We start from the raw sequence: 22,520 nt of genomic DNA, 5'->3' as shown, positions 1-22,520 counted from the left end.
AAAGCAAAGAAAATCCCCGCCACTCAGCCGTTTGGGCCGTGTTGGCGGGGAAAACCTCTAACGCTCAGTTTTTAATTTGTCAATTACCGTTTTCGTCTAAAACCGAAGAACCCAGCCAGTCCCAATAGTAGGGCCACTCCCCAGATTGGAGATACCGCCCGTTCATCCGTCTGCGGTAGGGTTGCGGCCGCCTGCTTTTGAGCGGTTTTCGCCGCTACCGGTTGCCGTGCCGACTGGGGTTTCGTTGCCGACGCGCCCGTCGTTAGAATCTGATCACCCTGGCCAGCCGTCGTGGTATCTGGTTTGTCCACCGTGACCTGACCGCCCGTCGTGTCATCATCCCCCGGCGCAACCACGTCGGGATCGGTCGTCACCTGGTCGCCATCGCCATCATCGACCACTTCCTCATAGAGGTAGGTGACCGTGTCGTCACTATCGCCAAACATTCCGGAAGCGTTAGCCGGCGTCGACACCAACACATACCGATTACCATCAACATCGGCCGGTGAAGTGGTATAACTCTGCCCCGGTTTCCCCGTCAGAATCTGATCGGCCGCGACCTTCACCCCATCAGCCGTCAAGAACTGTACGGTAATGGTCACCGTTGTATCCGGCTGTGGATCGACCGGTGGCGTCACGTCCCCATCCTTTTGATAAACGAAGGTCACGGTAATGGCTTCCTCGCCAAATTGGCCCTTCGCGTTGTCCGGAGTCTTCGTCAGCGTATAACCGTCGAATGTTTCGGCCACTGCCGCATAATTTTCACCCACCATCCCAGTCAAGGTTACCGGGTCCTTGAGTTTTTTTCCTTGATCATCAACGTAGTTCACCGTGACCGGTTGTGCCTCGTCGGCTAAAACGTACGGCGTAAACATGTTGATGACCTTCGACCCATTGGCCGTAACGTAGGTTGAAATCAAGTAGTACTTGTAGTCGCTCGGGTAGGCGCCGTAACCCGGGAATGGACTGGTCGTTACCCCTGGCATCACCTGATCGACAATCCCACTATAGACAATCTGATCGCCGACCAATTTTTGATTGGCCGCTCCATTATAGTAGATTCTGGCCAGCGGCTTATCCGCAACACCAATTGGAAAAATAGGAATCCCCATCACAGTCCCCACGGTCCCGAAGGAAAGTGTCATCCCTTGAGGCGCCTTCATCGGATTCTTCAGGGTATACGTCCGGGTCTTCTTGTTCACGTAGACCAGTTCCTGATCTAAGACCTGCCCCTCGATGTTAAAACGCTGGGTATATTGTTGAGAATCCAACGCCGAAAAATCGGCGATACAATTCGTCCCAATGCTTAAATCCGTGATTTTAGTCAGGTTGGCAATCGGTGTGATGTCCTTAATCCGACTGCCTCCGAGCTGCAGATACTCCAAGTTTACCAGCGCGCTGAGAGGTGAAATATCCACGATATCACCACGCATCGCGTTGTTGTGAATGTTTAAGCTGTTGTAGAGGTCCAGCTCCACCAGATTCGTGGCGTACTGCAGACCTTCCAGTGAAAATTCTGACTGACCGTCAATATACAATGACACCAGAAAAGTCTGCGCGCTTAACCGCGTCAGTAATAGCATGTCTTCCTGGGTCACGTCCTTGGCGCTCGCCCACATTCGATCCTTGTTATCATGCTTCAGTGTTTGCCATACCAAGTCCTGTAGCGTTTCGTTAGGCATCCACTGATCGATATCGGCCTTAACCTGTGGTGTGGCCTTTGGCGTGGCGGCTACGGTCGTGGCGGCCTTGGCGGCAGTGGCCGCCGGCGTTGACTGCGTCTTAACGGGTTCGCGCGGTTCCGCCGGTTCACTGGTGTCTGGAGTCGACGTGACCGCCGCCTCGCTCTCCACAGACGGCTGCGGGTTAACGTCAACATTTGTGTCACCGCTTACATTTTCATCGTCTACACTCACGTCAGGATCGGTTACTGGCTCTTCAACAGTGGTGTCGACTGTAGCCTCCTCTGTGATCGTCGGCTCGTCTACCACAGCTTCAGTGACCGCTTCATCAGCCGGCATCGTTGCTGGTTTTAACGTGACTTCTTGCTCCTGTGTTGTCCTGTCCGTTGTCGCTAAATCACTGGGCGTATCAGTCGTGGCCGCGTGTGTCACGGTCGATTGGGTGCCCAGTAAGCCCAGCCCTAAACCGGCCGAAATAACGCCGGCGTAGAGCCAGGTTTTACCACGTTGGGTGGCGCTTGGTGAGTTAGTCATTGTTAATCCTCCTCAATGATTGCTCAGAAAAGTGTCCCACATGCTTATTTAGGGTTAAACCGTTGCCCGCTCAAAAATGAAGCCCCCTCTACACCCCCATTATAACTTGAATAATACGAAATAGCTAGTACACAGGTAACAATATTTACAGTGAACTGTATCGTTTGATAAGTCTAAGAATTCGGCAACTCATCCATTTTAATTGCCTGATATAACTAGGATACTTGGACTCAATCTACATCAAAGTAGTTCTTATGTTGCTTAGTTATTCTTTGGGTAACACAAGTTTCAATCTGGATAAAAAAAGAAGCAGCCACGATTCAATATCGTAGTTGCCTCTTCACTAATCATTAGCGTTCAACCCATTTTACTTAATCCACGCCTGCAAACCGGCCGCCAACAGACCGCCTAATAACGGCCCAAACATCGGGACCCAAGCGTAATTCCATTCGGCGGAACCACCGTTAGGCACCGGCAGAATCGTGTAGGCCAACCGGGGACTCCAGTCACGCGCCGGGTTGATGGCGAATCCCGTCGTACTCCCTAGACACATCCCGATTGTCATAATCAAAATCCCTACCATGAATGGCTTCAGCCCTTGCGTGAAGTCCCCCATATTCAGCAGAATAAAGATAAAGGCCCACGTGGCCACCACTTCAGAAACAAAGTTGAAGAAGGGATTCTTAATTGCCGGCCGCGTCGCAAAAATACCCACGCTATTGCCAGCGCTTTCATCTGGGGTCGCTTTAAAATGCGGATAGAATTGGAAAATCGCAATGGCTGCGCCGACAAAGGCCCCCAAAAACTGTCCGGCTAAGTAAGGCAACACGTGCGCCCAAGGGAAGAAACCAAATGCGGCGAAACCAATCGTCACGGCCGGATTCAAATGGCCATCCGAGCCGAGCATGCCGGCAACGTAAACACCCATGGTCACCGCCATCCCCCACGCCACGCTGACAAACGTCCAGTTACTCCCGGTTGCGTACGTCTTTTTGAGGTTGATTCCGGCCCCAGTCCCGGTCCCTAATAGGATTAAAATCAGGGTTCCGAAGAACTCTCCAATAAAACCATTCATAAAATGACACCCACCTTGTTATATTTTTAAGCGGAAATTTCAGACTATTCATAGTCTACCATAACTGTCAGGCTATGGGGCGCTTGATTTCTAGCCGATCACTCGATCATCAAAATGATTATAAATTCACCCAACCCTTGTAATATTACGAAGATCGGCAAAGCGTAACGGCAATAATACCCCGGTGTAACGCTGCTGTAAAACTTTAGGGCTATCTTAGAGACTGTACTTAAGCGATGACAATCTTTACATAATAAGGGATGGATATATTAATGATGAATATGAAGAAAATCGGTTTGGCCGTTGCTTTTGCGGCCGCTTTGGTTCCGGCAATTAGCCTGGGAACTACCACGGCGCAGGCCAATAGCACCAACACGATTGTTAGTACCAGCAATATGACCGACACGTCCTACGTGCGGAAGAGCGCGACCGGTTGGACCTACAATCTAGGCGGCACCGCGACGAACATGACCTTCGGCAAGAAGACCCACTACCTGAAGAATTATCCCAACACGACTTGGCACGCCACCAAGAAGCGTTACATTATTAAGAAGAATGGCGTTAAGTATCTCTACTACTATGTGACAAACGGTCGGAAGACGGCTTCCGGTTGGATCTGGCATGGCTACTTACAGAAGAAGAGCTATGCCCACACTACCACGAATAGCGTATCCACGACCGGCAATGGCACTTACGCCTCCATCTTGAAGGCGGCCAAGGCGCAACTGGGTAAGCCTTACGTATACGGTGGCAATGGCCCTAGTTCATTTGACTGCTCCGGCTTCACCAAGTATGTCTTCAATAAGGCGATTGGCCAGACCTTACCACGGACGGCCCAAGAACAATACAACGCCTACACCCACGTGAGTGCGAAGAATGCGCAACCCGGCGATCTGATCTTCTTTGGGACCAGTGCCAACAACATCACCCACTGTGGGATCTACTTGGGTAACAACAAGATGATCGATGCCCAACTCCGCGGCGTCATCACCGAAGCCACGAACGTCTCCTGGTGGCACACGGTCGGTTATTCACGGCCCGCAACGTTAAGTTAATCACTGGAAGTCTGGGATCATACCCAGACTTTTTATTTCCTATGATAGACAAAAAGGACGTCAGCTCCCCACGGAGTCGACGCCCTTCCTTACTATTCAGGTTAAATCTATGCTGGAGACACGTCCATGTTCTTGTTGCCCCCGTTTAAAATCTTGAAGAAACTAGCCAGTTCCTTCTTCCGGTAAGCAGCGGGTACGAATTCACGGATGGTTTCCAAATCAAAGCCCGTCGCTAACTTATTGCGATCGACTACAATCGGATTCTTTAATATTCCTGGGTTCTTTTGCAGTAAGTCCACGAGCTCATTCATCCCCATGTCTTGCACGGAGTCCGGTAAAGCCTTGTAGGCCTTAGACCGCGTCGAAATTAAATCGTCGGTGCCGTCTTCCGTCAGGGATAACATGTATAAAATTTCGTCACGAGTTAATGGTTGTTTTTTGATATCACGAGCAGTAAAGATGGCGTCGTGGTTAGCCAGCCACTTCATTGCCTTCGTTACCGCAGTAGTCTTAGCATGAAAGTACATTTTAATCATAGAATCGCCCTCCAATTATCTTCTCTTCGATGAGGTACTTGATTTAGCACTCTTTTGTTTGAGTGCTAATTTATATTTCTTATTGTACACCACAATGAGAAATGATGAAACCCATTACCCTCAGTGAAGCTTGCCTTTTAAGACTTTCGCAAGATTCTCGAGAAAACAGTCTTTTACCTGCAATCCCGGTCCGACGGGCTTAGTCTAACCATACCAGCTGAATCCAACCTTTTTCAGACAGAAAAATGAAAATTTTATGAATTTGTTAGGGCTTACATTTTTCAAGCCCTCATGAAAGCTTAACCCCCACGTGAGCGGCTAAGCACCATCGAGGTTGGAAATAGTTTACCATTTTTCATGACAAATTACCCTTGATTTCGATCAATAATAGCAAAAAAGGTGCGCTGCAGCCCAAATCCTTAGTGTGACAAGGATAACGCCCACCATAATAGTGGTAGTTGCATGCTGACCGCCTTACCGTTCACCAAGTTTGGTCTGGATCGCTGTGGGTAGGACGGAAAAAGCCAAAGGGCGGTCTTTTCTCTCGCTTTGAGCCGTCAGACCGCGTCTCAAAGATGCCATTTCCCAAGCAACTGGCACCGTAACCTAAAAGACCTCCCCTTGCCATTAATTATGGCTTAGAGGAGGTCTTTTAAATTTAGTTAGCTAAAGATTGGAAATTATGAGTCCAAATCAAAGGCGAGTGCCCGGGTCCATAGACCGTTATCCATCTGGTAATAAGTCGACACTTTACCATTGGAATCTGTCCGCTTAACTCGGTGCGTAATGGTAACCCGCCGTTCCGTGATGTCGGCCGTCGTACCTTTTTGCTTAGCCAACAACGGATCATCGAATGGCCGCGTGTAGACGGGGTAAACCTTCATCAGGTTGAACTCCCGGTCGTAGGTTTCGCTCTTGAAGGTATCAAACTTCAAGGCACCCTTACGAATCCAGTACTTCTTAGCGTTGGCGCTCTTGCTGAAGCGAATCCGGTACCACTTACCTGTATCGGCATTGGCCCGCATATCAATGTAAACACGCTTGCTCTTGATTGATTTCCAGTTAAACTTCAAGATGTTCCAGTTCTTATGACCACGGATATGGTTATAAACCGAATACGTCTTGTACTTCGAAGCTAACTGCGCGTGTTGCGTGGCCAACCCTGAATAGTACTTTTCAGACTTGTTGGTCTGCTTACGTTTCTTGAGCTTTTGCGACGTAGAATTGCTGACAGATGTATTGGTAATCGTTTGTTGTGTTGACACCGTCGTCTTCTTTGGCTTGGTCTTCTTAATCGTATTCTTGGCGATCTTGATGGAGTCCCCTGTCAAGGCGAAGTTACTCTTCACGAACGAAGCACCCTTCTTCTGAGTCGTCACTTTATTCCCAGTGATAGTAACGTCCGTCATTGGATTGTCTGAATCAGAACTGTCCAAGAAGATGTATTGTTTTGTCGGGTTAACATTGGTAAACGTATTGTCTTCAATGTTTAAGTTCGTCATTTTATAGTCAGGCTCTGAATTGTATAAGTAGATATAGTTCCCAGAACCTAACACGTGTTGGTTGATGAACTTGTTACCGGTAACCCACAGATCAGAGATTCCTTTGAAATGAATCGTAGCCACGCCGTCATCCATCAGTGGCTTAGGATCGACGACCGTGTTGTTGGTGAAGTAGACATTGTGAATAATGCCGGCTTTACCGTGACCGTAAATCGCATGTTCACCAATTGGGTTTGGCGCATAGGATTGAACCTGACCAGACTTCTTAGAGACTGGGAGGAACTGGTTCTTATTGACTTTAACGTCATACGTTGGGAGGTTATCGTACTGGTCACCAGGGTTCTTGTAAGACATGGCCTTTTTGTTCGAGTAATCAATCTGAATAGCTTCCTTAAAATCTTGGGACCCATTAAATCCCGTAAAGACAGAATTCGTGATATTAATATCGTGACTCCCATCCAAGTCGATGTAATGGCCAGTCGGGGATTCGGCGTTGTCGAATACACACTTGTTAAACGTGATGTTCGTCGCGTGGTGGACGCTTTGCGTGAAGACGCTTTGGCCCATTGACGTGTTATCGCCTTGGAACGTTGCGCCTTCCCACTTCACGTTGCTAATCCCGCCATCGTATCCCGCCTCGGGACTTGGATAGACGAAGTTGACCCGGTTACCTGACGTAATCCGAAAGACGGCGCCCTTATCGAACTTAAATGTAATGTTCGAGTGTAATTTGATATTTCCAGCATCAAACACATAGGTTCCCTTAGGTACGTGAACCGTGAGATCATCGTTGTCCCACTTGTCCAGCATATCCTGCAGTGCCTCGTTGTTTACGCTCTTAGCGTTGCCAACCATGCCTTGGTGCTGGGCATTAATCGTCGTTGCCGCCTGGGCAACAATGGTATTGGCCGGTTCAACTGTTCCCGGTAACCCGTTCAGTCCCAGGACGGTCGCCCCCACTGCGACCGTGGCCAACAACCCGAGTTTTACCCTCAAATTCAAAAAATCCCCTCCAGTTAAAAATTCTTCCAACAGTTTCATTATAGCTAAGACATCAAAGCGTTGGGTCATCTTAACCAAATTGTCACACGAATGAAAGATTCTAGTCGTAAAAGGGGATTTCTTTTCAATTGTAAATTAAGTTTAATTCTTTACATTAACTTGGCAATATCAGCGTGTAAGCCATCAAGTCGTTCCACAACTTGGCTACGTACTGACGTGTAAACTTTCACACCATCTGGCGTTAACTTCAGGTTGTGCTGGCGCCGATCGACTGTTGAAGCGATACTTTCAATTAAACCAGCCCGCAATAACCGTGAGATTTGCCCAGAAATCATCGACTTAGACACGCCGATCTGGCCAGCAAATTTCGTAGGCGTAAATTCTTCGCGCTGAGTCGTGATAGCATGTAACAAGTTGAATTGTTCCAGAGAAATCGTAACTTCCTCCGTTTTAATCGTTGTTACTGGCCGCATAATCTTTTGGAGTTGGGAAAACCATTCCAAGGATTGGTTTAAATCGTTAGTTTGCGTCATTTTTTGCTTTCTTCCTTTCCAGTTGAGCTATAAGGCAGCGTAAAGACTACGTTACTATTCTTATCCGCTAACCATTTATTATAACCCTCATTTTCAGCCTTTATGTTACCGATTCATTAATAGTTTATAGCATTACGAATGAAAAAACTAGTGATACGTAGTCATTTTGTCATATTTCTTCCAGATTAGAGCATTGAATTCAGAAACAGAAGCCCGTATGATTAAAGTTAATAAAAACTAAACGAATGAGGGGCCTGATATGACACGAATTAAAATGATTGCGACCGATGTTGACGGCACATTCTTAAATCAAGAACGCCGTTACAACCACGAGCGGTTTGCACGGCAACTTCACCAACTAACTACCGCGGGTATCCACTTCGTCGTAGCTAGTGGCAACCACCTCGGCCACCTTTACCGAGTATTTGCCCCCACTCCCGCTGTGCAAACGTTTGTGGCAGAGAATGGCGGCTTAATCGTTGACCAAGGGAAGACGCTGTTTGAAGACATCATCCCCACCCCAACCGTCCACCAGATTGTCGCCGATATTCTCGCCGACGATACGTTGCGGCCCCAGGTTCTCCGTCTGTCCGGTGCTCATGGCACCTACATTAACCAACGCGACCGGCCCAGTGACCCGGTCGCCCAAGACTACTTCTTTAACAATATTGTTCGAGTGGCTGATTTGACTCAAGTTGACGATACGTTCTACAAAATCAACGGCGAGTGGCCCAACGACACCATTCAACACGTCGCGGCCCGTCTGAACCACCGCTTTCCCGGCCAAATCAACGCCATGGCCAGCGGATTCGGCAGCATCGACATCGTGGCCGCTCACATGAACAAGGCCATCGGAATCACGCAGCTCGCCGAATCATGGGGCATTAAGCCCGCCGAGATTGCCGCGTTCGGCGACAACGATAACGACCGTGACATGTTGGCCCACGTGGGTTTAGGCGTTGCCATGCAAAACGGAACGGACACGGTCAAGGCCGTTGCGAACCTCATCTCCCCGACTGATAACAATCACGACGGCGTTCTCAACGTTATTGATGCTATTTTAGCAGGTGAAGTTTAAAGCCAGCTAAATTTTCAGTCGCTAACCGACTTACGGTTGGCGGCTTTTTTCATCTATTCCCCACACCGCCTGAGCGATTAAACGCCACATTCTGGGCAAGGCGTGTAATTGGCCGTGGCTAGTCCGTGGTACGTGCACTTCCCGATAGTCCCAAGCGCTACCTGCCAGAATCGGCCGCAGTGCCTGAGCTTGGTGAACGGGAACTGAACCGTCCGTCAGACGCCCTGACAGCGTGCCATAGACGTTTATCACCTGACCACTACGATTGGTTCCCAACTGCGAGCGCATCGTTCTAAGGCGCTCATAGGCGGCATCTGGACGGCCACCCGGTCGACTCTCGTCAAACGGTGCCCCCAATAGGACTAATCGTCGCAAGTGAGGTAAATCTTCCTGCTGGCCGTGCAACAACACACTGTGGATTGCCGCGCTCCCACCCCAGGAGTGGGCAACCAGATTATACGTGGTCACCCCATAGCGTTGCTTCAGTGCCTGCAAAATGGTTGTGATCCACGCAACCTGGGGCTGATAGTCCCGTGTCAGACTATGATCGAAGAGGACCTGAATCAGTGGATTCGTGGCCGTCTGTTCCCAATGCCCGACAAAATGGGGATTCCCGTTCCAATCAACGCGAATCGTTAATAGTTTATGGCCGTAGCCTTGACGGGCCAACCACCGTAGTAATCGGTTGTACGTCCAGGCATTACCACCCCAGCCCGGAATAAATAAGGTTGGGGTCGCCGCATAGACCACATCCGCTCGCCGCGTCGCCAATTCTTCTGGCGGAACGGCCAAGCGACCAAGCCACTGGTAACTTAACCATCCACCCACGATCGCCGTTGGTAGCCATCGCCATTTACGAGTCAATTCAATCCCCCCTAAACTAATCTATTATGCCAGTTCTTTCGATTGCGTACAAGTGAAATTTCGTTCGCTGTATATTTATTATGCTGAACAACTTTGCTAAAAATTCATCCGCACAAAACTTATTTGGCAATAGAAATGCTGATATTCCGGGAATTAAAACGTGATTCTTTCAAAAAGGTTACCCGGTTATTGATTTTAGTCCCAAGTATATTTGACAATTGTACGGATAAAAATATAAAATAGAGCCAGAAATGAAAACGCTTTAATTTAATCTATAGAAATCGAGGACTTGCTCATGAAAACTGCTACAACTAAATGGGATACTTACCAGAATCAAGCTGTCACCGAATATACGATTGAAAACAAGAATGGCGTCAAACTTGGCATCTTAAGCTGGGGCGCAACGTTACATACGCTCTCCGTTCCAACGGACAAGGGCGACAAGAATTTGGTGCTATCTTACCACAAAATGGAAGATTACCTGTCAAATCCGTTCTACGTCTGCATGGGAATTGGCCGGACTGGTGGTCGTCTCGGCGGTGGAACCTTTGAAATGGGCGGTAAGACGTACACCGTTGATACCAACGAAGGTAAAGACACGACGCTTCACGGTGGCCCTCATGGCTTTAATACGGTCAACTGGGACGGTGAAATCGACGATAGTGACGCCAACGAGGCCAAGATTATCTTGAGCCACACATTTAAGTCCAGCGACGACTCCTTCCCTGGTGATTTGACTGCCAAGATGATCTACTCTCTGGACAACAACGACCGGGTTAACTTGAAGTTCGAAGCCAACTCAACGGCGCTGACTCTCTTCAACCCAACGTTACACGTCTACTTCAACCTGAGTGATGACCAATTGATCTCCGGTCAAACGCTTCAAATCAACGCCAAGGAACACTTGGAAGTGACTAGCGAAAAGATTCCAACCGGGAACTTCATCCAAAATGCCGGCACGCCATTCGACTTCTCTAAGGGTCAAAACTTAGGCGAAGCCATCCGGGGCATGCAGGATACTACCGAAAAAGGCTTCGACGACTTATTCCATGTTGAACCCGCCGCTGACAATAAGATTGCTGAATTAAGCGATCCGCAATCCAACCGGTCCGTCACCATCAAGTCTAGCCGTAACGGTCTGGTGGTCTTCACCGCTAACTCCTTCACGTCTGACATGAAGCTCGCTACCGGTGCCGGCCAACCTTACATGGGGGTTGCCTTGGAAGCGCAAACCTTATCCGACACACCACACCATCCAAACTTTGGGGACGTTTCTATCCCCGCTGGCAAGACCCAGACTTACGAAATTGCCTACGAAGTGAAGTATTAATTCAAACTGATTTAACCTAAAAAACACCACGCTACCCATTGCGTGGTGTTTTTGTGTTCTAAAATGATCATCGCCACTTTAACGAATCGCCTGCACATACTTCGCGTTGGCCGTCACATAACCCCCGGCTACGCGGTATCGTAACGTTCCAAAGTGATCGAAGTTTGTCGGTTGTGAGTAGGCCCAGCCCAAGACCTTCACCCGTTTCTTGGCGGCATAGCTCCCCCGTTTACCGGTCAAATTAACCGTCCGGTAACGGTTCACCGTGGTCTTAGTCCGAATGTAGGCCGGCGTGGTGGTCTTCTGGGTCGTGACCAGCTTACGGTTGGCGGTCACGTAGGTGCCATTACTCAGCTTAAACCGCGTGGTCAGGCGGTAATGCTTTAAGCCAGTGACCTTCAGCGTGGTTCCCTGACGATAGTGCGTGACCCGTTTCTTCAGGCCCACTTGCCGGTAAGCGTTGACCCCCGCCGGATTGATCACGGTCATCTTAGCTGCCTTCTTCTGATAGTAGACCGGCACGGTGTATTTCGCGTTAGCCGTGATGTACCCCGTTTTGCCTGCTGTCTTACTGTGGTGATTGACGTCCTTGACCAGGTAGCGTGCATGACCATTCACGGATTGCGCATAGCCGGTCACGACAAACATTGGCCGGTTAATCCGTGGCTGTTTGACGTACCTGGCCTGGCGTTGTGACTGCTTAAAGGTTGGTCGCTGATAGAGATAAATTGGCTTAACGGCATAAACCACACTACCTTTGACCGCCACAGCTTGGTCGCCCTCTTTTGCATTTTCAGACGAAGAAGTTACAGCAGAGCTGGAATCCGCGTCGGGTGAAGTGGTCGTGCCAGTTCCTGGCGTGTTGGTATTCGTATTTGAGGATGAGTTGGAAGATTCGTCTGGCGCTTTCTCCCAGACAAGCTTGTAATATTGATAGCCGTCGACACTCAACTTATTCCCATCCTTATACTGAATCGGGGCCAAATAGTTAAAATTCTTATTACCTTGCCAATGTCCTAAGATTAACCAGGGCGATTCAGCATCGATTCCTTTTACTAGGGCGTCTGTGCCCTCTGTTGGAAATTCTGTGAATTTTTGCGAGGCGGCGGACCAAACGGAGGTGCTCGTCTGAACGGGTTCGCCATCTAATCCCTTAAATGGCGCTGGTACCCGCAACTGAGTCTCTTGCGTAAAAGTTGCCGGATCAATGTAGGTTGGCTGGCTAAAGACCGTGAATTCACCATACGCTACGACATAAACCGGAGAAAACTGCTTAAAGAACGAAAAATCCGTTACATTTTGATCAGGCAAAGCAATATTAGTCGGATCCTCGGCAGTGGCTGTTCTTAAACTAGTAAACTTAGCAAACAGGGGCTTTAATTCTTTAACATCATAATTGGTCAATCCCCCCTGATTTTTGTACCTAGTTGCTCCTCCGATCGTCAGTTTTCGCATAGGCGAATGCGTAGGATCTGCGATGAGGTTGATGCGATTCAAATCCGTAAAGTCCCTTCTGCCATGCATGTTATCTTGCAGAACACTAAAACTGCCAGAAACCGGTAATCCCTCAAATAGCGCCAAGGAGACATCACTCTCAAGTGCCAATTGAACCTTGACCCCGATTCCTGCTGGCAGTTCCTGTAGGCTCTGTATGCCCTCTAACGAGCTGAGCAGAATTGGAGTGTTTTCTTTTGCGTCATATTTCGGTAATAACGTATAATCCAAGTCCAGTTGTTTCCCAGAATAATGCCGAATATCACCATAAGTCACCGGACCCGTCACACCTAATCCCTTAGCTACGATTTCTTCCAAATTCGAGTCGCCAAATGTCACTACATCCTGATCGGCATGTGGCTCCGTAGTGGTCTGTCCCGTCGTCGGTTCAGTCGCGGCTTGGCCAGTGAGCTGGGTCGTCATCACACCGCCAACCGTCATCACGGCCCCCAATATTCCCGCAAACATTAGTTGTTTAAATTGATTGTGCTGTTTCATAGTGAATCCCCCCAATTAATAAATTCACGTTAACCCTCACTTATAGCCTATCATCCCTTGCCGAACGGTTCGACGAAAACGCTTACCGACTAACTAGTTAATGTCAATAACTTACTAGCCACAATCTCCCCTATCGTGAAAAGCCATGGCAGGCGGAGACCGATGGCGAAGCGGACCACTAATATCAGTCTAAAACGTTGGTTAGTTCAGTCAGCTATCAATGCTATTGACTAACTGATTCATCCCACAATCATTGGGGGCTATCGCTACTCAGAGTCAAAATCGTTGACAGTCTTCGCGTGAAAATGCTATGCTGATTAGAACGTAATTATTACTATTTAATCAAAGGAGATACTCATATTCATGGCTAAAAAGTCAAAAATTGCTAAAGAAAAACGGATTGAAGCAACCGTTGCGAAGTACGCCGATCAACGCGCAGAACTGAAGGCAGCTGGCGACTACGCCGCACTGGCGCTGCTACCACGGAATGCCTCCCCGGTTCGGATTCATCACCGCGACCACTTGGATGGCCGGCCTCACGCTTACATGCGGAAATTCGGCTTATCTCGTCTGAACTTCCGGCAGTTGGCCCATGAGGGAAAGATTCCCGGCGTACGCAAGGCTAGCTGGTAAATCCTAGGCTATATTTAAATCACAAATTCATCCACGTCACCCCCGCTACGGCAAGGATTGACGTGGATTTTTCTTTGCTCTAAACTGAAAACATGACGCGAACAAAAGGAGCTTTTTTTCTATGACAACAGTCTTAACCGTTATTCGGGAATTCGATGTCTTTGGCAACGGTGGCCAAACACCTTATGGCATTGATACGCCCAAAATTAACGCCCAATTCGTGGGTGTCAGCCCCGCTATGGCTTTTGACGCCAACAACCAACCGAAGTTATCCCGGCAAAACGAACGCCGGCTACGGGCCATTGAAGACGCTATGCGCCATGACTTTCATGACCAAATGGCGGCCCTGGACGGCAACGATCTGACTCAGAACTTACAGGTCATTCAGGCCCTCATCGCCAGCTTCAAGACGCGCCTGGAACAAGACTTACTGGTCGACCAACAACTCGAGTTGGAAAGCCTCACCACTACCGGCGAATGGTTGACTTTCTGGCAAGACGACGGCCCGCTAACCCAGATTAAGGCCCAGCAACAGGAGAACCTGCCACAAGATTTCTAATCGCAAACAACACCAAAAATCACCATTTTCCGGAACACTCAGGTCCCGTGAAAATGGTGATTTTCTGTCGATTTTATAAATAAGGTGGGGCTTTTAAAAGTCGTCTTGTGTGATTTTCAATCACGTTTCGCCCTAGTCTACTGACTGACCGAACACCGAGCAAAGGAGCCGGTGTTCCTTAGTCGTCAAGGCTGTTACTTCACGTCAACGGGCTTGCCGGCCACGTCAATCGTCAACGGCTTACCACTCATTAACTTAAAGTGGGTGCCGTCAGCGTCAACCGTGACTTCAATCAGACTACCACGGAAGACCTGACGGAAGGAATAACTCGTCCACGTCTTCGGCAGGAATGGTGCGTAGCGGAGCTGACCGTTGCGGACCCGCATGCCAGCGAAGCCTTGAACCACGGCAATCCAGCCCCCGGTCATGGCCGTAATGTGCAAACCGTCCGTGGTGTCATTGTTGTAGTTGTCCAGATCCAGCCGGGCCGTCCGGGAATAGAGCTCCACCGCTTTGTCCTCGTAGCCCAGATCCGCCGCCAATACCGCGTGAATGGCGGGTGACAGGCTGGATTCGTGAACCGTTAGGGGTTCGTAAAAGTCGAAGTTGGCCTTCTTTTGTTCCGGCGTAAAGTCGTCGATGAAGTCCCAAATTCCTTGCAGGACATCCCCCTGCTTGATGTACGGTGACCGCAGGATTTTATCCCAAGACCAGTGCTGGTTGATTGGCCGTTGGTCGGCAGGAATGGCGCTGACCGGTTCGATATCCTTGTCGAGGAAACCATCGTGTTGGACAAAGATGTTCAGATCCTTGTCGTAAGGCAGGTACATCCGGTCCACGATATCTTGCCACTTGGCCTTCTCTTCGTCCGAAATGTTGATGTCGAGCTGCTTAGCCGTGGCGGCGTCCACTTGACCCAAGATTTCCAACGTATACTTCAACGTCCATTGTGCCAGGAGGTTGGTGTCCCAGTTATTATCAACGTTGTTTTCGTATTCATCCGCACCGGTAACCCCGTGAATCATGTACTGGTTGTTCCGTTTGCTGAAGTGCACGCGATCGGCCCAGAACCGTGAAATCTCGGAGAGAACCTTGGCCCCTTCATGCAGGACGTAGGAGGTGTCGCCGGTGTAACGCGTGTAATTGTAGATGGCAAAGGCAATATCACCATTCCGGTGGATTTCTTCAAACGTAATTTCCCATTCGTTGTGGCATTCGATCCCATCGAACGTCACCATCGGGAAGAGCGCCCCCTTCAAGCCCTGTTCTTGGGCGTTGACGTAGGCCCCGTCCAATTGCTTGTAGCGGTACATCAGAAGGTTCCGAGTGACCTCAGGGTTCGTGATCCCCAGATAAACGGGAACGGCGAAGGCTTCGGTATCCCAGTAGGTCGCCCCACCGTATTTTTCACCGGTGAAGCCCTTAGGCCCAATGTTGAGTCGTGAATCTTCTCCGTAATAAGTAGAGAATAACTGGAACAGGTTGAAACGAATCCCTTGCTGAGACTCGTCATCACCAGCAATTTGGACGTCTGACTTTTCCCAACGATCGGCCCAGATTTGGGTGTGGGCGGCGAGAAGGTCGGCGTAACTTTCGCCAGCCACTTTGTCACTCAGGTCGTGCATGGCCTGGGTTAATGTTTCTTGCGAATCGTAGTCTCTAGAGGTGACCACGATCACGCGCTTCTCTAATTCTGCTGATGCTTCCGGCGCCAAACTGCCCGTGTAGGCCGTCATGACTTCCTTATCATTGGGTTGGGTCACGGCGACATTGCTCAGGTCCGTGACTAACCGCATTTCCATGCCGGACATGAACCGTGGCGTACCAAATGGATTCGGTGTTGTCTTGGCAATGACACTGCCCCGATCGGCTTGTTGGTCCGTAGCCAGAACGTCCCAGAACCGTTCGTCATAGTTGGCTTCTTCGTTCATGACATCGGCGTCGATACTTGGCTTCAGCGTGACATCAACGCTACTGCTGCCCAGATTCTTCACCGTGACTTTTTGCACGGAGAGTTCTTGTTGGCTGACACTCAGGAAGCGTTCGAAGGTCAAGGCCACCCGCGTGTCACCCCGTTCGACCGTAAAGGAGCGGGTCAACACGGACCGGTGCATATCGAGGTCGAGGGTAAAGTCACTGATCTTATCCTTGGCCAGATCGACCGGCTTTCCGTTCAGTTCAACTGGCAGTTTGATGAAGTTGACGGCATTAACCACCTTACCGAAGTACTTGGGGTAACCGTTCTTCCACCAGCCAACCCGGGTTTTATCTGGATACCAGACGCCACCCAAGTAGATACCTTGCAGGGAGTCGCCGCTGTATCCTTCTTCAAAATCGCCCCGCATGCCCATATAACCGTTGGCCATACTGGTCATGGATTCCTGTAGGCGCTTGTCTTTGGGGTCAAAAGTATGGGTAATGACGTTCCAAGGCTGTACCTCAAAAATTCGTTTCATGGTGTAATTTCTCCTTTTTATGTTAATCACTGGTTACGACGGACGTGATCCGCCCTTTTTTATTCTAGCGCATTGCGTTAAGCACGGTACGTTTCCTTGATGAAACCAACGGACAACGCCCCAATCGCCATGATGATTCCGGCTAATAAGAACATGTTGGCTTGGGCACCACCCAGTAATGGGAAGAGGGCGAAGCTGGCCAGGGAAGCCACAATCTGTGGTAAACAGATGGACCCGTTGAACAATCCTAGGTAAGTTCCCATGTGGGCACCAGACAAGGCGTTGGTGACCATCGTCAATGGGTAGGTGTTCATTGCCGCCCAAGCAATCCCGACGAGAATAAAGGAGGCGATCAAGGTGTATTGGTTATGCACGAAGAAGACGGAGATAAACCCAATGGCGCCTAAGCCTAAGCTTCCGGCGTAGCCCAACTTGTGGATACTGTTGGGGAGCTTAGCCAAAACGTATGACCAAACGACAGCGGCGATGGACTGAACGGCGGCTAAGACCCCGTACCAGTTACCAGCGGCTTGATAGCCGGCTGAAGCAGCGTTGGTCGTGTGCCAAACGTTGGAAGCGATGGCCCCAGCGGAGTAAGTCCAGAGGTATTGGAAGGCTACCCAGCAGAAGAATTGAACTAAAGTAACGGTCCAGAAAACCTTGGGGGCGGACTTCAACAACGTCCACCAGTTTCCGCCTTGGGCATTATCTTCCTTGGAAATCCCATGATACTTGGCATACGTATCCGGATCGTATTCCTTAACCCGGAAAATTGTGAACAGACTCGTAATGACTAACAGGATAGCCCCCACATAGAAAGCAACCTTAACCGTTGCGGGAACAACCCCTTTGGCCGCCGTGTTGGCAATCCCAATCGCAGCAAACAGGAAAGGTAAGACGGCAGCTAATACGGCCCCCGTATTGGATAAGAAACTTTGAATCCCGTAAGCATAGCTCTTCTGGTCATCGTTGACCATGTCCCCAACCATCATCTTGAAGGGTTGCATGGCGATGTTGGACGATAAATCCAGGAACGCCACGGTCAAGGCACCAAAGAGTAAGGCAGCCAGTGACGCGTAGCCAAAGCCCATACTCCCGGAGTTGGGCAAAAGGCACATGACGATGACGGCCACGATGGTCCCTAACAACAGATAAGGCAACCGCCGTCCCCCTAACTTCGGGGCCCAGGTTCTATCGGAATAGTACCCGACAATCGGTTGCACAATTAGACCAGCCAATGGTGGTAAAATGAAGAACCATCCTAGACTGTTCGGATCGGCCCCAATCGTCTGGAAAATTCGGCTCATTTGGGAACTCTGTAACGTAAAGGCCGTTTGTACCCCTAGGAAACCAAAGTTGATCATCCAAATGGTACTGGCCGGTAGTGTTGGTAACCCATTCTTTTTCTGGGCAGCCGCGGCTGAAAGTGATTCATCTGCCATAATCCAAAACCTCCTCAGGCTCGTGTTGCTTAAATAATTGCTAAGTGATAACTTGCTTCGTGGAATCATTATGGCACCGCTTACATAAAAATGCAACCGTTTGCGCAGAACTTTCTTTGTGTACGCTTTCACACCTGACAGTTCAAAAAGGCCCGGCTATGGGATTTTCTTTCCCTTGGCCGGGCCACAATTTTTTATTTAATTTCGTAGGGAATCCTGATTTGTTTGGCCACCGCATCCTGGGCCGGGTGTTGATCACCAAACAACAGACTAACCGTGGCCGATCCCATCTTCTCGGGGAATAAATTAACCGAGTGAAGATTAGCGTCCGTGAGGCCCGCAGGTAATGATTGGTTGTAGCTGACTACGGGAAAATGACTGACGGCATACCGTTCACGGACGAGCCGATAGAACTCGATGGCGTTAAAATCATCCGTCGCCATGATGCCATCAATCTCAGGATGGTGCTGAACGAACGAGCGAACATACTCGAGATCACGGAGCTTACACGTCAACGGTTCCACGTTGAACCGAGCCGCGACACGTTCATAACCTTGGCGCCGTTGTCGCTCGTAGCCCCAATCGTGCCCAGACTCGACGAAGACGGGATGTTTCACGGCCAACTGGTCGAGCAGGAAGCTGGCGCCGCCAATCCCAGCCTCTAGGTTGTCGTTATCCACGAAATAGTCGTCGTGCCCATCGACGGGCTCCCCAATCGTCACAAAGTGCAGATGCTTCTCGCGCAAGAAGGCCGCCACCGGGTCGTCTTGGTGGACGTACAGCAGGACGAAGCGCTTAATCTTCCCCTGGGCGACCATCGCCTTGACGTTCTCCAGTAAGGCCTCGGCCGTCTTACTGATGGCCACCGACAGCACGTACTGGCGTTTCATCAGTTCCGTATTGATGCCGCGTAGGAGGTCGATGTAAAACGGATTGTCCGTCGAATTACGATCCGAGGTGGGAAAGACCACCCCAACCGCGTTAGCTTCCCCGGCAGTTAAATTTTTAGCATTGTAGTTGGGCCGATAGCCCTCCGCGGCGGCCAACTCCTGGATTCGTTTCCGGGTGGCGGCACTGATCCGCGGATTATTATTCAAGGCCCGGGAGGCGGTAGAGACTGAAACCCCCGCCTTGGCGGCAATATCACGAATGGTTAACATCTTTTTCGAAAGCTCCTTATGCGCTTAACAGCAGTGTCCTCATGAAATAAATCTTACCATAGAAACGGACGAATGAAAACAGTTCCTACCGCAAATCACCAGTAATTGGTCTACATTAGTGGGATTACGCCGAGAAAACAAACGATAAAAACGTGATACTAGGCATTCTTAAGCTGTCTAAAGGCAATGATTTACGGTCGTCTAGACTAATGGTATAGCTGGCGTTAACAAAAGGGCTCTCCGGTTTGAGGGCCCTTACTTTAACGCATCTCTGATCTTCTTAAGCGTACAGTAACCACGTTATAACTGTATTTGTACTGAAGGTTGAAAGCTCGCAAACGCGCCCCAGTCCCCAGCTGACAATGCTTACCGCCATAACACTAATCATCAACACCACCTGCGGCTGCCAGAGATTCCGGCGCTGTGGGGACCGCCTACGGCCTGAGAAGCTGTCCTCCGGCTCGGCTTGAAGCCTGACAAGAATCGCCAGTCTCCAAACACGTCCCGCGCTGTAAGCTGACTCAAAACGTCAGCTAACACCGCTGCCACGGCTACCTCCATCTCTGGCTGCCTCCGGTTGGGTGAAAGCCACTAAACGCGCGGTGAAATCGCTGGCGTGACAACGTTCAACCGGCATAATTGGATACACCAAAGTAGCCATGAGTGAGTTGAATTTGGTCTCAGCCGTGGGATTTTCCAAGGGCTCTGCTTGGAAAATGGCGACTTTGAGACGCGGGCTGACGGCTCAAAGTGAGGGAAAAGACCGCTCTCTGGCTTGGCCCGTCCTCCCCACAACGATCCAGACCAAATTTGGCGAACGGCAAGGCGGCCAGTACGCGACTAGCCTATTATCATGGATGGCATTCTTGTCATACTACGGATTCTAGCTATTTTATAGCTTTCAACCTTTAGCTGTGTAGCTATAGATGCAGCAAATTTAGCAAACGGTAAGGTGCAAGCCTTATTTTTTCTCGTGATGGCCACTCAATCCGGATGAGGGCGTGAGCGGGAGGGTCGTCACAAACTGACTGCCCCGCGGCTGATTGGCCTTGACCGCAATCGCACCATGATGAAGATTCACAATCCAATGGGCAATCGACAACCCCAGCCCATTACCACCGGTCTGGCGACTCCGCGAACTGTCCACCCGGTAGAACCGGTCGAAGATTCGCTTGCGATCCGCATCGTTAACGCCAATCCCCTGGTCGGCCACGATCAATTGCCATTTACGGCCAACGACTCGTGCCGAAATCGTAATGGTACTGTCTTTAGGTGAATACTTGAGGGCATTATCAATTAATATGTTCATCAACTGATGAATCAGATTTTGGTCTAACGTCGCGCGAAAATCCGCGACCGGCGCTAATTCCAGCCGTTTCCCCTGACTAGCCGCAATCTCGGTATAGGGTTCCACCGTGCGTTGAAGAAAGTCGGCCACGTGCGTCGTCTCAAAGTTCGTCTGAAGCGTGTTGGAATCCGAACGGGCCAATGCCAACAGGTCCTGCGTCAACTTCTGCAGGCGCTGACTCTCGCTGTTGGCAATCGCAATATTTTCCGCTTGGTCAATAATTTTATCGTTAGGCTTGGTCAGTAACAGTTCCAGTTTATTTTGAATAATCGTGAGAGGTGTCCGTAGTTCATGCGCCGCATTGCCCACAAACTCCGTCTGACGGCCCCATGACTTCAGAATTGGTCGCATGGTCAGCCGTGACATCCAAATGCTCATCAGGATCGACAGTAGCCAAAAGACGCCCATTGTAATCAGCAATACCCGGGTAAAGTTACTCATAGCGGCCTTCTGCGGGTCGATATTTTCCATAATCAGCAGGTACTTACCGGCAACCAGCTTGTCAGCGTTACTCTTGGGAACGTGCACCAGCAACGTACGGAAATTGTACTTACCACCCACCTGAATCGTGTGGAGCTGACCAACCTGCGACTTGTCCAGATTGATATTTTTTAACGTGTCATAACGCGACCCTAACTGAACGTGATTGGTAATTTTACCAGCGTCATTAAAGATTAAGGTCGTGGTCATAAACGGATGAATGGCGCGACCATACTGGACGCGGCCCCCGGGCTGTTTGCCCTGTTCGACGGGTTTCTTGGTCACCGGCACTCCCCGCAACCGTGATGTCCGTTCCACGCGTAACGCTTGGTCGGTGCTAGTGAGCATGGCGTTGCGGAAGAGCACAAACACAATGACGCCCAACGATACGAAAATAACGGTGAACCCAATAAAATTACTGATAAAGAGTCGCCACTGCTGCGCCTGGTTAACCTTATTGCTCATCAGGGGCCTCCACAATGTAGCCTGCGTTACGAATCGTCCGTAACGACAGGTCACTGCCGGCATTCTTGAGCTCCTTTCGCAAGTTACTCATGTAGACTTCGACCACGGACAGACTCGTCTCGGAATCAAAGCCCCACAGCCGGTTGAAAATCTGTTCTTTCGTAATGATGGTGCCAGGATTGGCGACCAAATACGCCAACAAATCGAATTCTCGGCCCTTCAGCGTCAAGGGTTGTCCTTTAAAGGTGGCCAAATGCTTGCTGGTGTTGATTTCCAGCTGGCCGAGGCTAATTACATCACTGCTGTTCAAATGACCAGTCCGCTTCAACAGTGCTTTCATTCTTGCCAACAATTCTTCCCGGTGGAAGGGCTTGGTGACATAATCATCGGCACCGTCATTGAAGCCCCGCAACTTATCGGCAATCGTGTCCTTGGCCGTTAAGATCAGGACGGGCGTCTTAATATCTTTGTTGCGGATGTGCAAGAGCAGATCCAGCCCACTCTCACCGGGTAACATCAGGTCTAAGATAATTGCATCGAAGACCCCCTGGCTAGCCAGAAACTCCCCCTGCTCGCCATCAAAGGCGGTGGTGGTTTCACAGATCGGTTTAATTAATTCAACAATGTCCGCAGACAATTCTCGTTCATCTTCTACAACTAATACTTTAGCGGTCGTACTCAACGGGCATTCCTCCTTTTAAATTATCCGTGGCCTCACTCTTACCTGTTGCGAGACGGGCCACAAGTCTTTTATTTTAGATCTCTTTCCGAGACACAGTGCGTCTAGAACCATA

17 protein-coding genes are annotated in these 22,520 nt (G+C 49.8%); 5 read left to right on the top strand and 12 right to left on the bottom strand.

What is annotated here, in order from left to right:
• Positions 1–83: 83 nt before the first annotated feature.
• Together KB236_11445 and KB236_11440 are read right to left on the bottom strand one after the other, a co-directional pair.
• A complete protein-coding gene (locus KB236_11445) occupies positions 84–2,216 on the bottom strand; it encodes a MucBP domain-containing protein (GenBank protein ID UIF29111.1) in 2,133 nt (710 codons plus the stop codon).
• A gap of 367 nt (positions 2,217–2,583) precedes the next feature.
• Positions 2,584–3,291 carry an aquaporin family protein gene (locus KB236_11440; protein ID UIF29110.1) on the bottom strand — a complete coding sequence of 236 codons (708 nt, stop codon included), beginning with the start codon at positions 3,289–3,291 and terminating at the stop codon, positions 2,584–2,586.
• Between the two features lie 272 nt (positions 3,292–3,563).
• Here KB236_11440 and KB236_11435 point away from each other — a divergent pair, with 272 nt between their 5' ends.
• Positions 3,564–4,346, top strand: coding sequence for a C40 family peptidase (locus tag KB236_11435; GenBank protein UIF29109.1), 783 nt, complete (start codon positions 3,564–3,566; stop codon positions 4,344–4,346).
• A gap of 107 nt (positions 4,347–4,453) precedes the next feature.
• On the opposite strand, the gene KB236_11430 is transcribed toward KB236_11435, so the two are convergent.
• The 3 genes from KB236_11430 to KB236_11420 form a co-directional block, all read right to left on the bottom strand.
• The gene (locus KB236_11430; protein ID UIF29108.1) at positions 4,454–4,882 is read right to left on the bottom strand and encodes a Spx/MgsR family RNA polymerase-binding regulatory protein; all 429 of its coding nucleotides are present in this window, start codon (positions 4,880–4,882) and stop codon (positions 4,454–4,456) included.
• Between the two features lie 680 nt (positions 4,883–5,562).
• Positions 5,563–7,425, bottom strand: coding sequence for an N-acetylmuramoyl-L-alanine amidase (locus tag KB236_11425; GenBank protein ID UIF30368.1), 1,863 nt, complete (start codon positions 7,423–7,425; stop codon positions 5,563–5,565).
• Positions 7,426–7,535: 110 nt separating this feature from the next.
• A complete protein-coding gene (locus KB236_11420) occupies positions 7,536–7,919 on the bottom strand; it encodes a MarR family transcriptional regulator (GenBank protein UIF29107.1) in 384 nt (127 codons plus the stop codon).
• Positions 7,920–8,178: 259 nt separating this feature from the next.
• Here KB236_11420 and KB236_11415 point away from each other — a divergent pair, with 259 nt between their 5' ends.
• On the top strand, positions 8,179–8,997 hold the full coding sequence (locus KB236_11415; protein ID UIF29106.1) for a Cof-type HAD-IIB family hydrolase: 819 nt from the start codon (positions 8,179–8,181) through the stop codon (positions 8,995–8,997).
• Positions 8,998–9,027: 30 nt separating this feature from the next.
• Here KB236_11415 and KB236_11410 read toward each other — a convergent pair whose 3' ends face one another.
• On the bottom strand, positions 9,028–9,861 hold the full coding sequence (locus KB236_11410) for an alpha/beta fold hydrolase (protein ID UIF29105.1): 834 nt from the start codon (positions 9,859–9,861) through the stop codon (positions 9,028–9,030).
• Positions 9,862–10,156: 295 nt separating this feature from the next.
• On the opposite strand from KB236_11410, the gene KB236_11405 reads away from it, so the two are divergent.
• A complete protein-coding gene (locus KB236_11405) occupies positions 10,157–11,191 on the top strand; it encodes a galactose mutarotase (protein UIF29104.1) in 1,035 nt (344 codons plus the stop codon).
• A gap of 78 nt (positions 11,192–11,269) precedes the next feature.
• On the opposite strand, the gene KB236_11400 is transcribed toward KB236_11405, so the two are convergent.
• Positions 11,270–13,183 (bottom strand): hypothetical protein, encoded by a 1,914-nt coding sequence (locus KB236_11400; protein UIF29103.1) that lies wholly within the window; start codon positions 13,181–13,183, stop codon positions 11,270–11,272.
• A gap of 363 nt (positions 13,184–13,546) precedes the next feature.
• Here KB236_11400 and rpsN point away from each other — a divergent pair, with 363 nt between their 5' ends.
• Both rpsN and KB236_11390 read left to right on the top strand, forming a co-directional pair.
• Complete coding sequence (rpsN, locus tag KB236_11395) at positions 13,547–13,816, top strand: 30S ribosomal protein S14 (protein UIF29102.1); 270 nt, start codon at positions 13,547–13,549, stop codon at positions 13,814–13,816.
• Positions 13,817–13,937: 121 nt separating this feature from the next.
• Positions 13,938–14,375: a hypothetical protein gene (locus KB236_11390; protein UIF29101.1), complete on the top strand. Its 438-nt coding sequence runs from the start codon at positions 13,938–13,940 to the stop codon at positions 14,373–14,375.
• Between the two features lie 194 nt (positions 14,376–14,569).
• Here KB236_11390 and KB236_11385 read toward each other — a convergent pair whose 3' ends face one another.
• From KB236_11385 to KB236_11365, 5 genes are all read right to left on the bottom strand, one after another.
• The gene (locus KB236_11385) at positions 14,570–16,831 is read right to left on the bottom strand and encodes a glycoside hydrolase family 65 protein (protein ID UIF29100.1); all 2,262 of its coding nucleotides are present in this window, start codon (positions 16,829–16,831) and stop codon (positions 14,570–14,572) included.
• A 77-nt stretch (positions 16,832–16,908) separates the two neighbouring features.
• The gene (locus KB236_11380) at positions 16,909–18,273 is read right to left on the bottom strand and encodes an SLC45 family MFS transporter (GenBank protein UIF29099.1); all 1,365 of its coding nucleotides are present in this window, start codon (positions 18,271–18,273) and stop codon (positions 16,909–16,911) included.
• 194 nt (positions 18,274–18,467) lie between these two features.
• Positions 18,468–19,433: a LacI family DNA-binding transcriptional regulator gene (locus tag KB236_11375; GenBank protein UIF29098.1), complete on the bottom strand. Its 966-nt coding sequence runs from the start codon at positions 19,431–19,433 to the stop codon at positions 18,468–18,470.
• 961 nt (positions 19,434–20,394) lie between these two features.
• Entirely contained in the window at positions 20,395–21,726 is a 1,332-nt protein-coding gene (locus KB236_11370) for a HAMP domain-containing histidine kinase (protein UIF29097.1), read from the bottom strand.
• Positions 21,716–22,408 carry a response regulator transcription factor gene (locus tag KB236_11365; protein UIF29096.1) on the bottom strand — a complete coding sequence of 231 codons (693 nt, stop codon included), beginning with the start codon at positions 22,406–22,408 and terminating at the stop codon, positions 21,716–21,718. Before KB236_11365 ends, KB236_11370 begins: the two co-directional genes overlap by 11 nt.
• Positions 22,409–22,520: the final 112 nt, after the last annotated feature.

This window comes from Levilactobacillus brevis (assembly GCA_021383565.1).
GTDB classification, from domain to species: Bacteria; Bacillota; Bacilli; order Lactobacillales; family Lactobacillaceae; genus Levilactobacillus; species Levilactobacillus brevis_B.
Note: the sequence above shows the minus strand (reverse complement) of the source record. Positions and strands in the feature narration are given on the sequence as shown.

What these genes read in the sequence shown, in the direction of transcription:
- KB236_11380 (UIF29099.1), bottom strand. Translation starts at nt 18,273, where the DNA reads ATGGCAGATGAATCACTTTCAGCCGCGGCTGCCCAGAAAAAGAATGGG.
- KB236_11440 (UIF29110.1), bottom strand. Translation starts at nt 3,291, where the DNA reads ATGAATGGTTTTATTGGAGAGTTCTTCGGAACCCTGATTTTAATCCTA.
- KB236_11385 (UIF29100.1), bottom strand. Translation starts at nt 16,831, where the DNA reads ATGAAACGAATTTTTGAGGTACAGCCTTGGAACGTCATTACCCATACT.
- KB236_11420 (UIF29107.1), bottom strand. Translation starts at nt 7,919, where the DNA reads ATGACGCAAACTAACGATTTAAACCAATCCTTGGAATGGTTTTCCCAA.
- KB236_11430 (UIF29108.1), bottom strand. Translation starts at nt 4,882, where the DNA reads ATGATTAAAATGTACTTTCATGCTAAGACTACTGCGGTAACGAAGGCA.
- KB236_11405 (UIF29104.1), top strand. Translation starts at nt 10,157, where the DNA reads ATGAAAACTGCTACAACTAAATGGGATACTTACCAGAATCAAGCTGTC.
- KB236_11425 (UIF30368.1), bottom strand. Translation starts at nt 7,425, where the DNA reads ATGAAACTGTTGGAAGAATTTTTAACTGGAGGGGATTTTTTGAATTTG.
- KB236_11400 (UIF29103.1), bottom strand. Translation starts at nt 13,183, where the DNA reads ATGAAACAGCACAATCAATTTAAACAACTAATGTTTGCGGGAATATTG.
- rpsN (UIF29102.1), top strand. Translation starts at nt 13,547, where the DNA reads ATGGCTAAAAAGTCAAAAATTGCTAAAGAAAAACGGATTGAAGCAACC.
- KB236_11390 (UIF29101.1), top strand. Translation starts at nt 13,938, where the DNA reads ATGACAACAGTCTTAACCGTTATTCGGGAATTCGATGTCTTTGGCAAC.
- KB236_11375 (UIF29098.1), bottom strand. Translation starts at nt 19,433, where the DNA reads ATGTTAACCATTCGTGATATTGCCGCCAAGGCGGGGGTTTCAGTCTCT.
- KB236_11435 (UIF29109.1), top strand. Translation starts at nt 3,564, where the DNA reads ATGATGAATATGAAGAAAATCGGTTTGGCCGTTGCTTTTGCGGCCGCT.
- KB236_11370 (UIF29097.1), bottom strand. Translation starts at nt 21,726, where the DNA reads ATGAGCAATAAGGTTAACCAGGCGCAGCAGTGGCGACTCTTTATCAGT.
- KB236_11445 (UIF29111.1), bottom strand. Translation starts at nt 2,216, where the DNA reads ATGACTAACTCACCAAGCGCCACCCAACGTGGTAAAACCTGGCTCTAC.
- KB236_11415 (UIF29106.1), top strand. Translation starts at nt 8,179, where the DNA reads ATGACACGAATTAAAATGATTGCGACCGATGTTGACGGCACATTCTTA.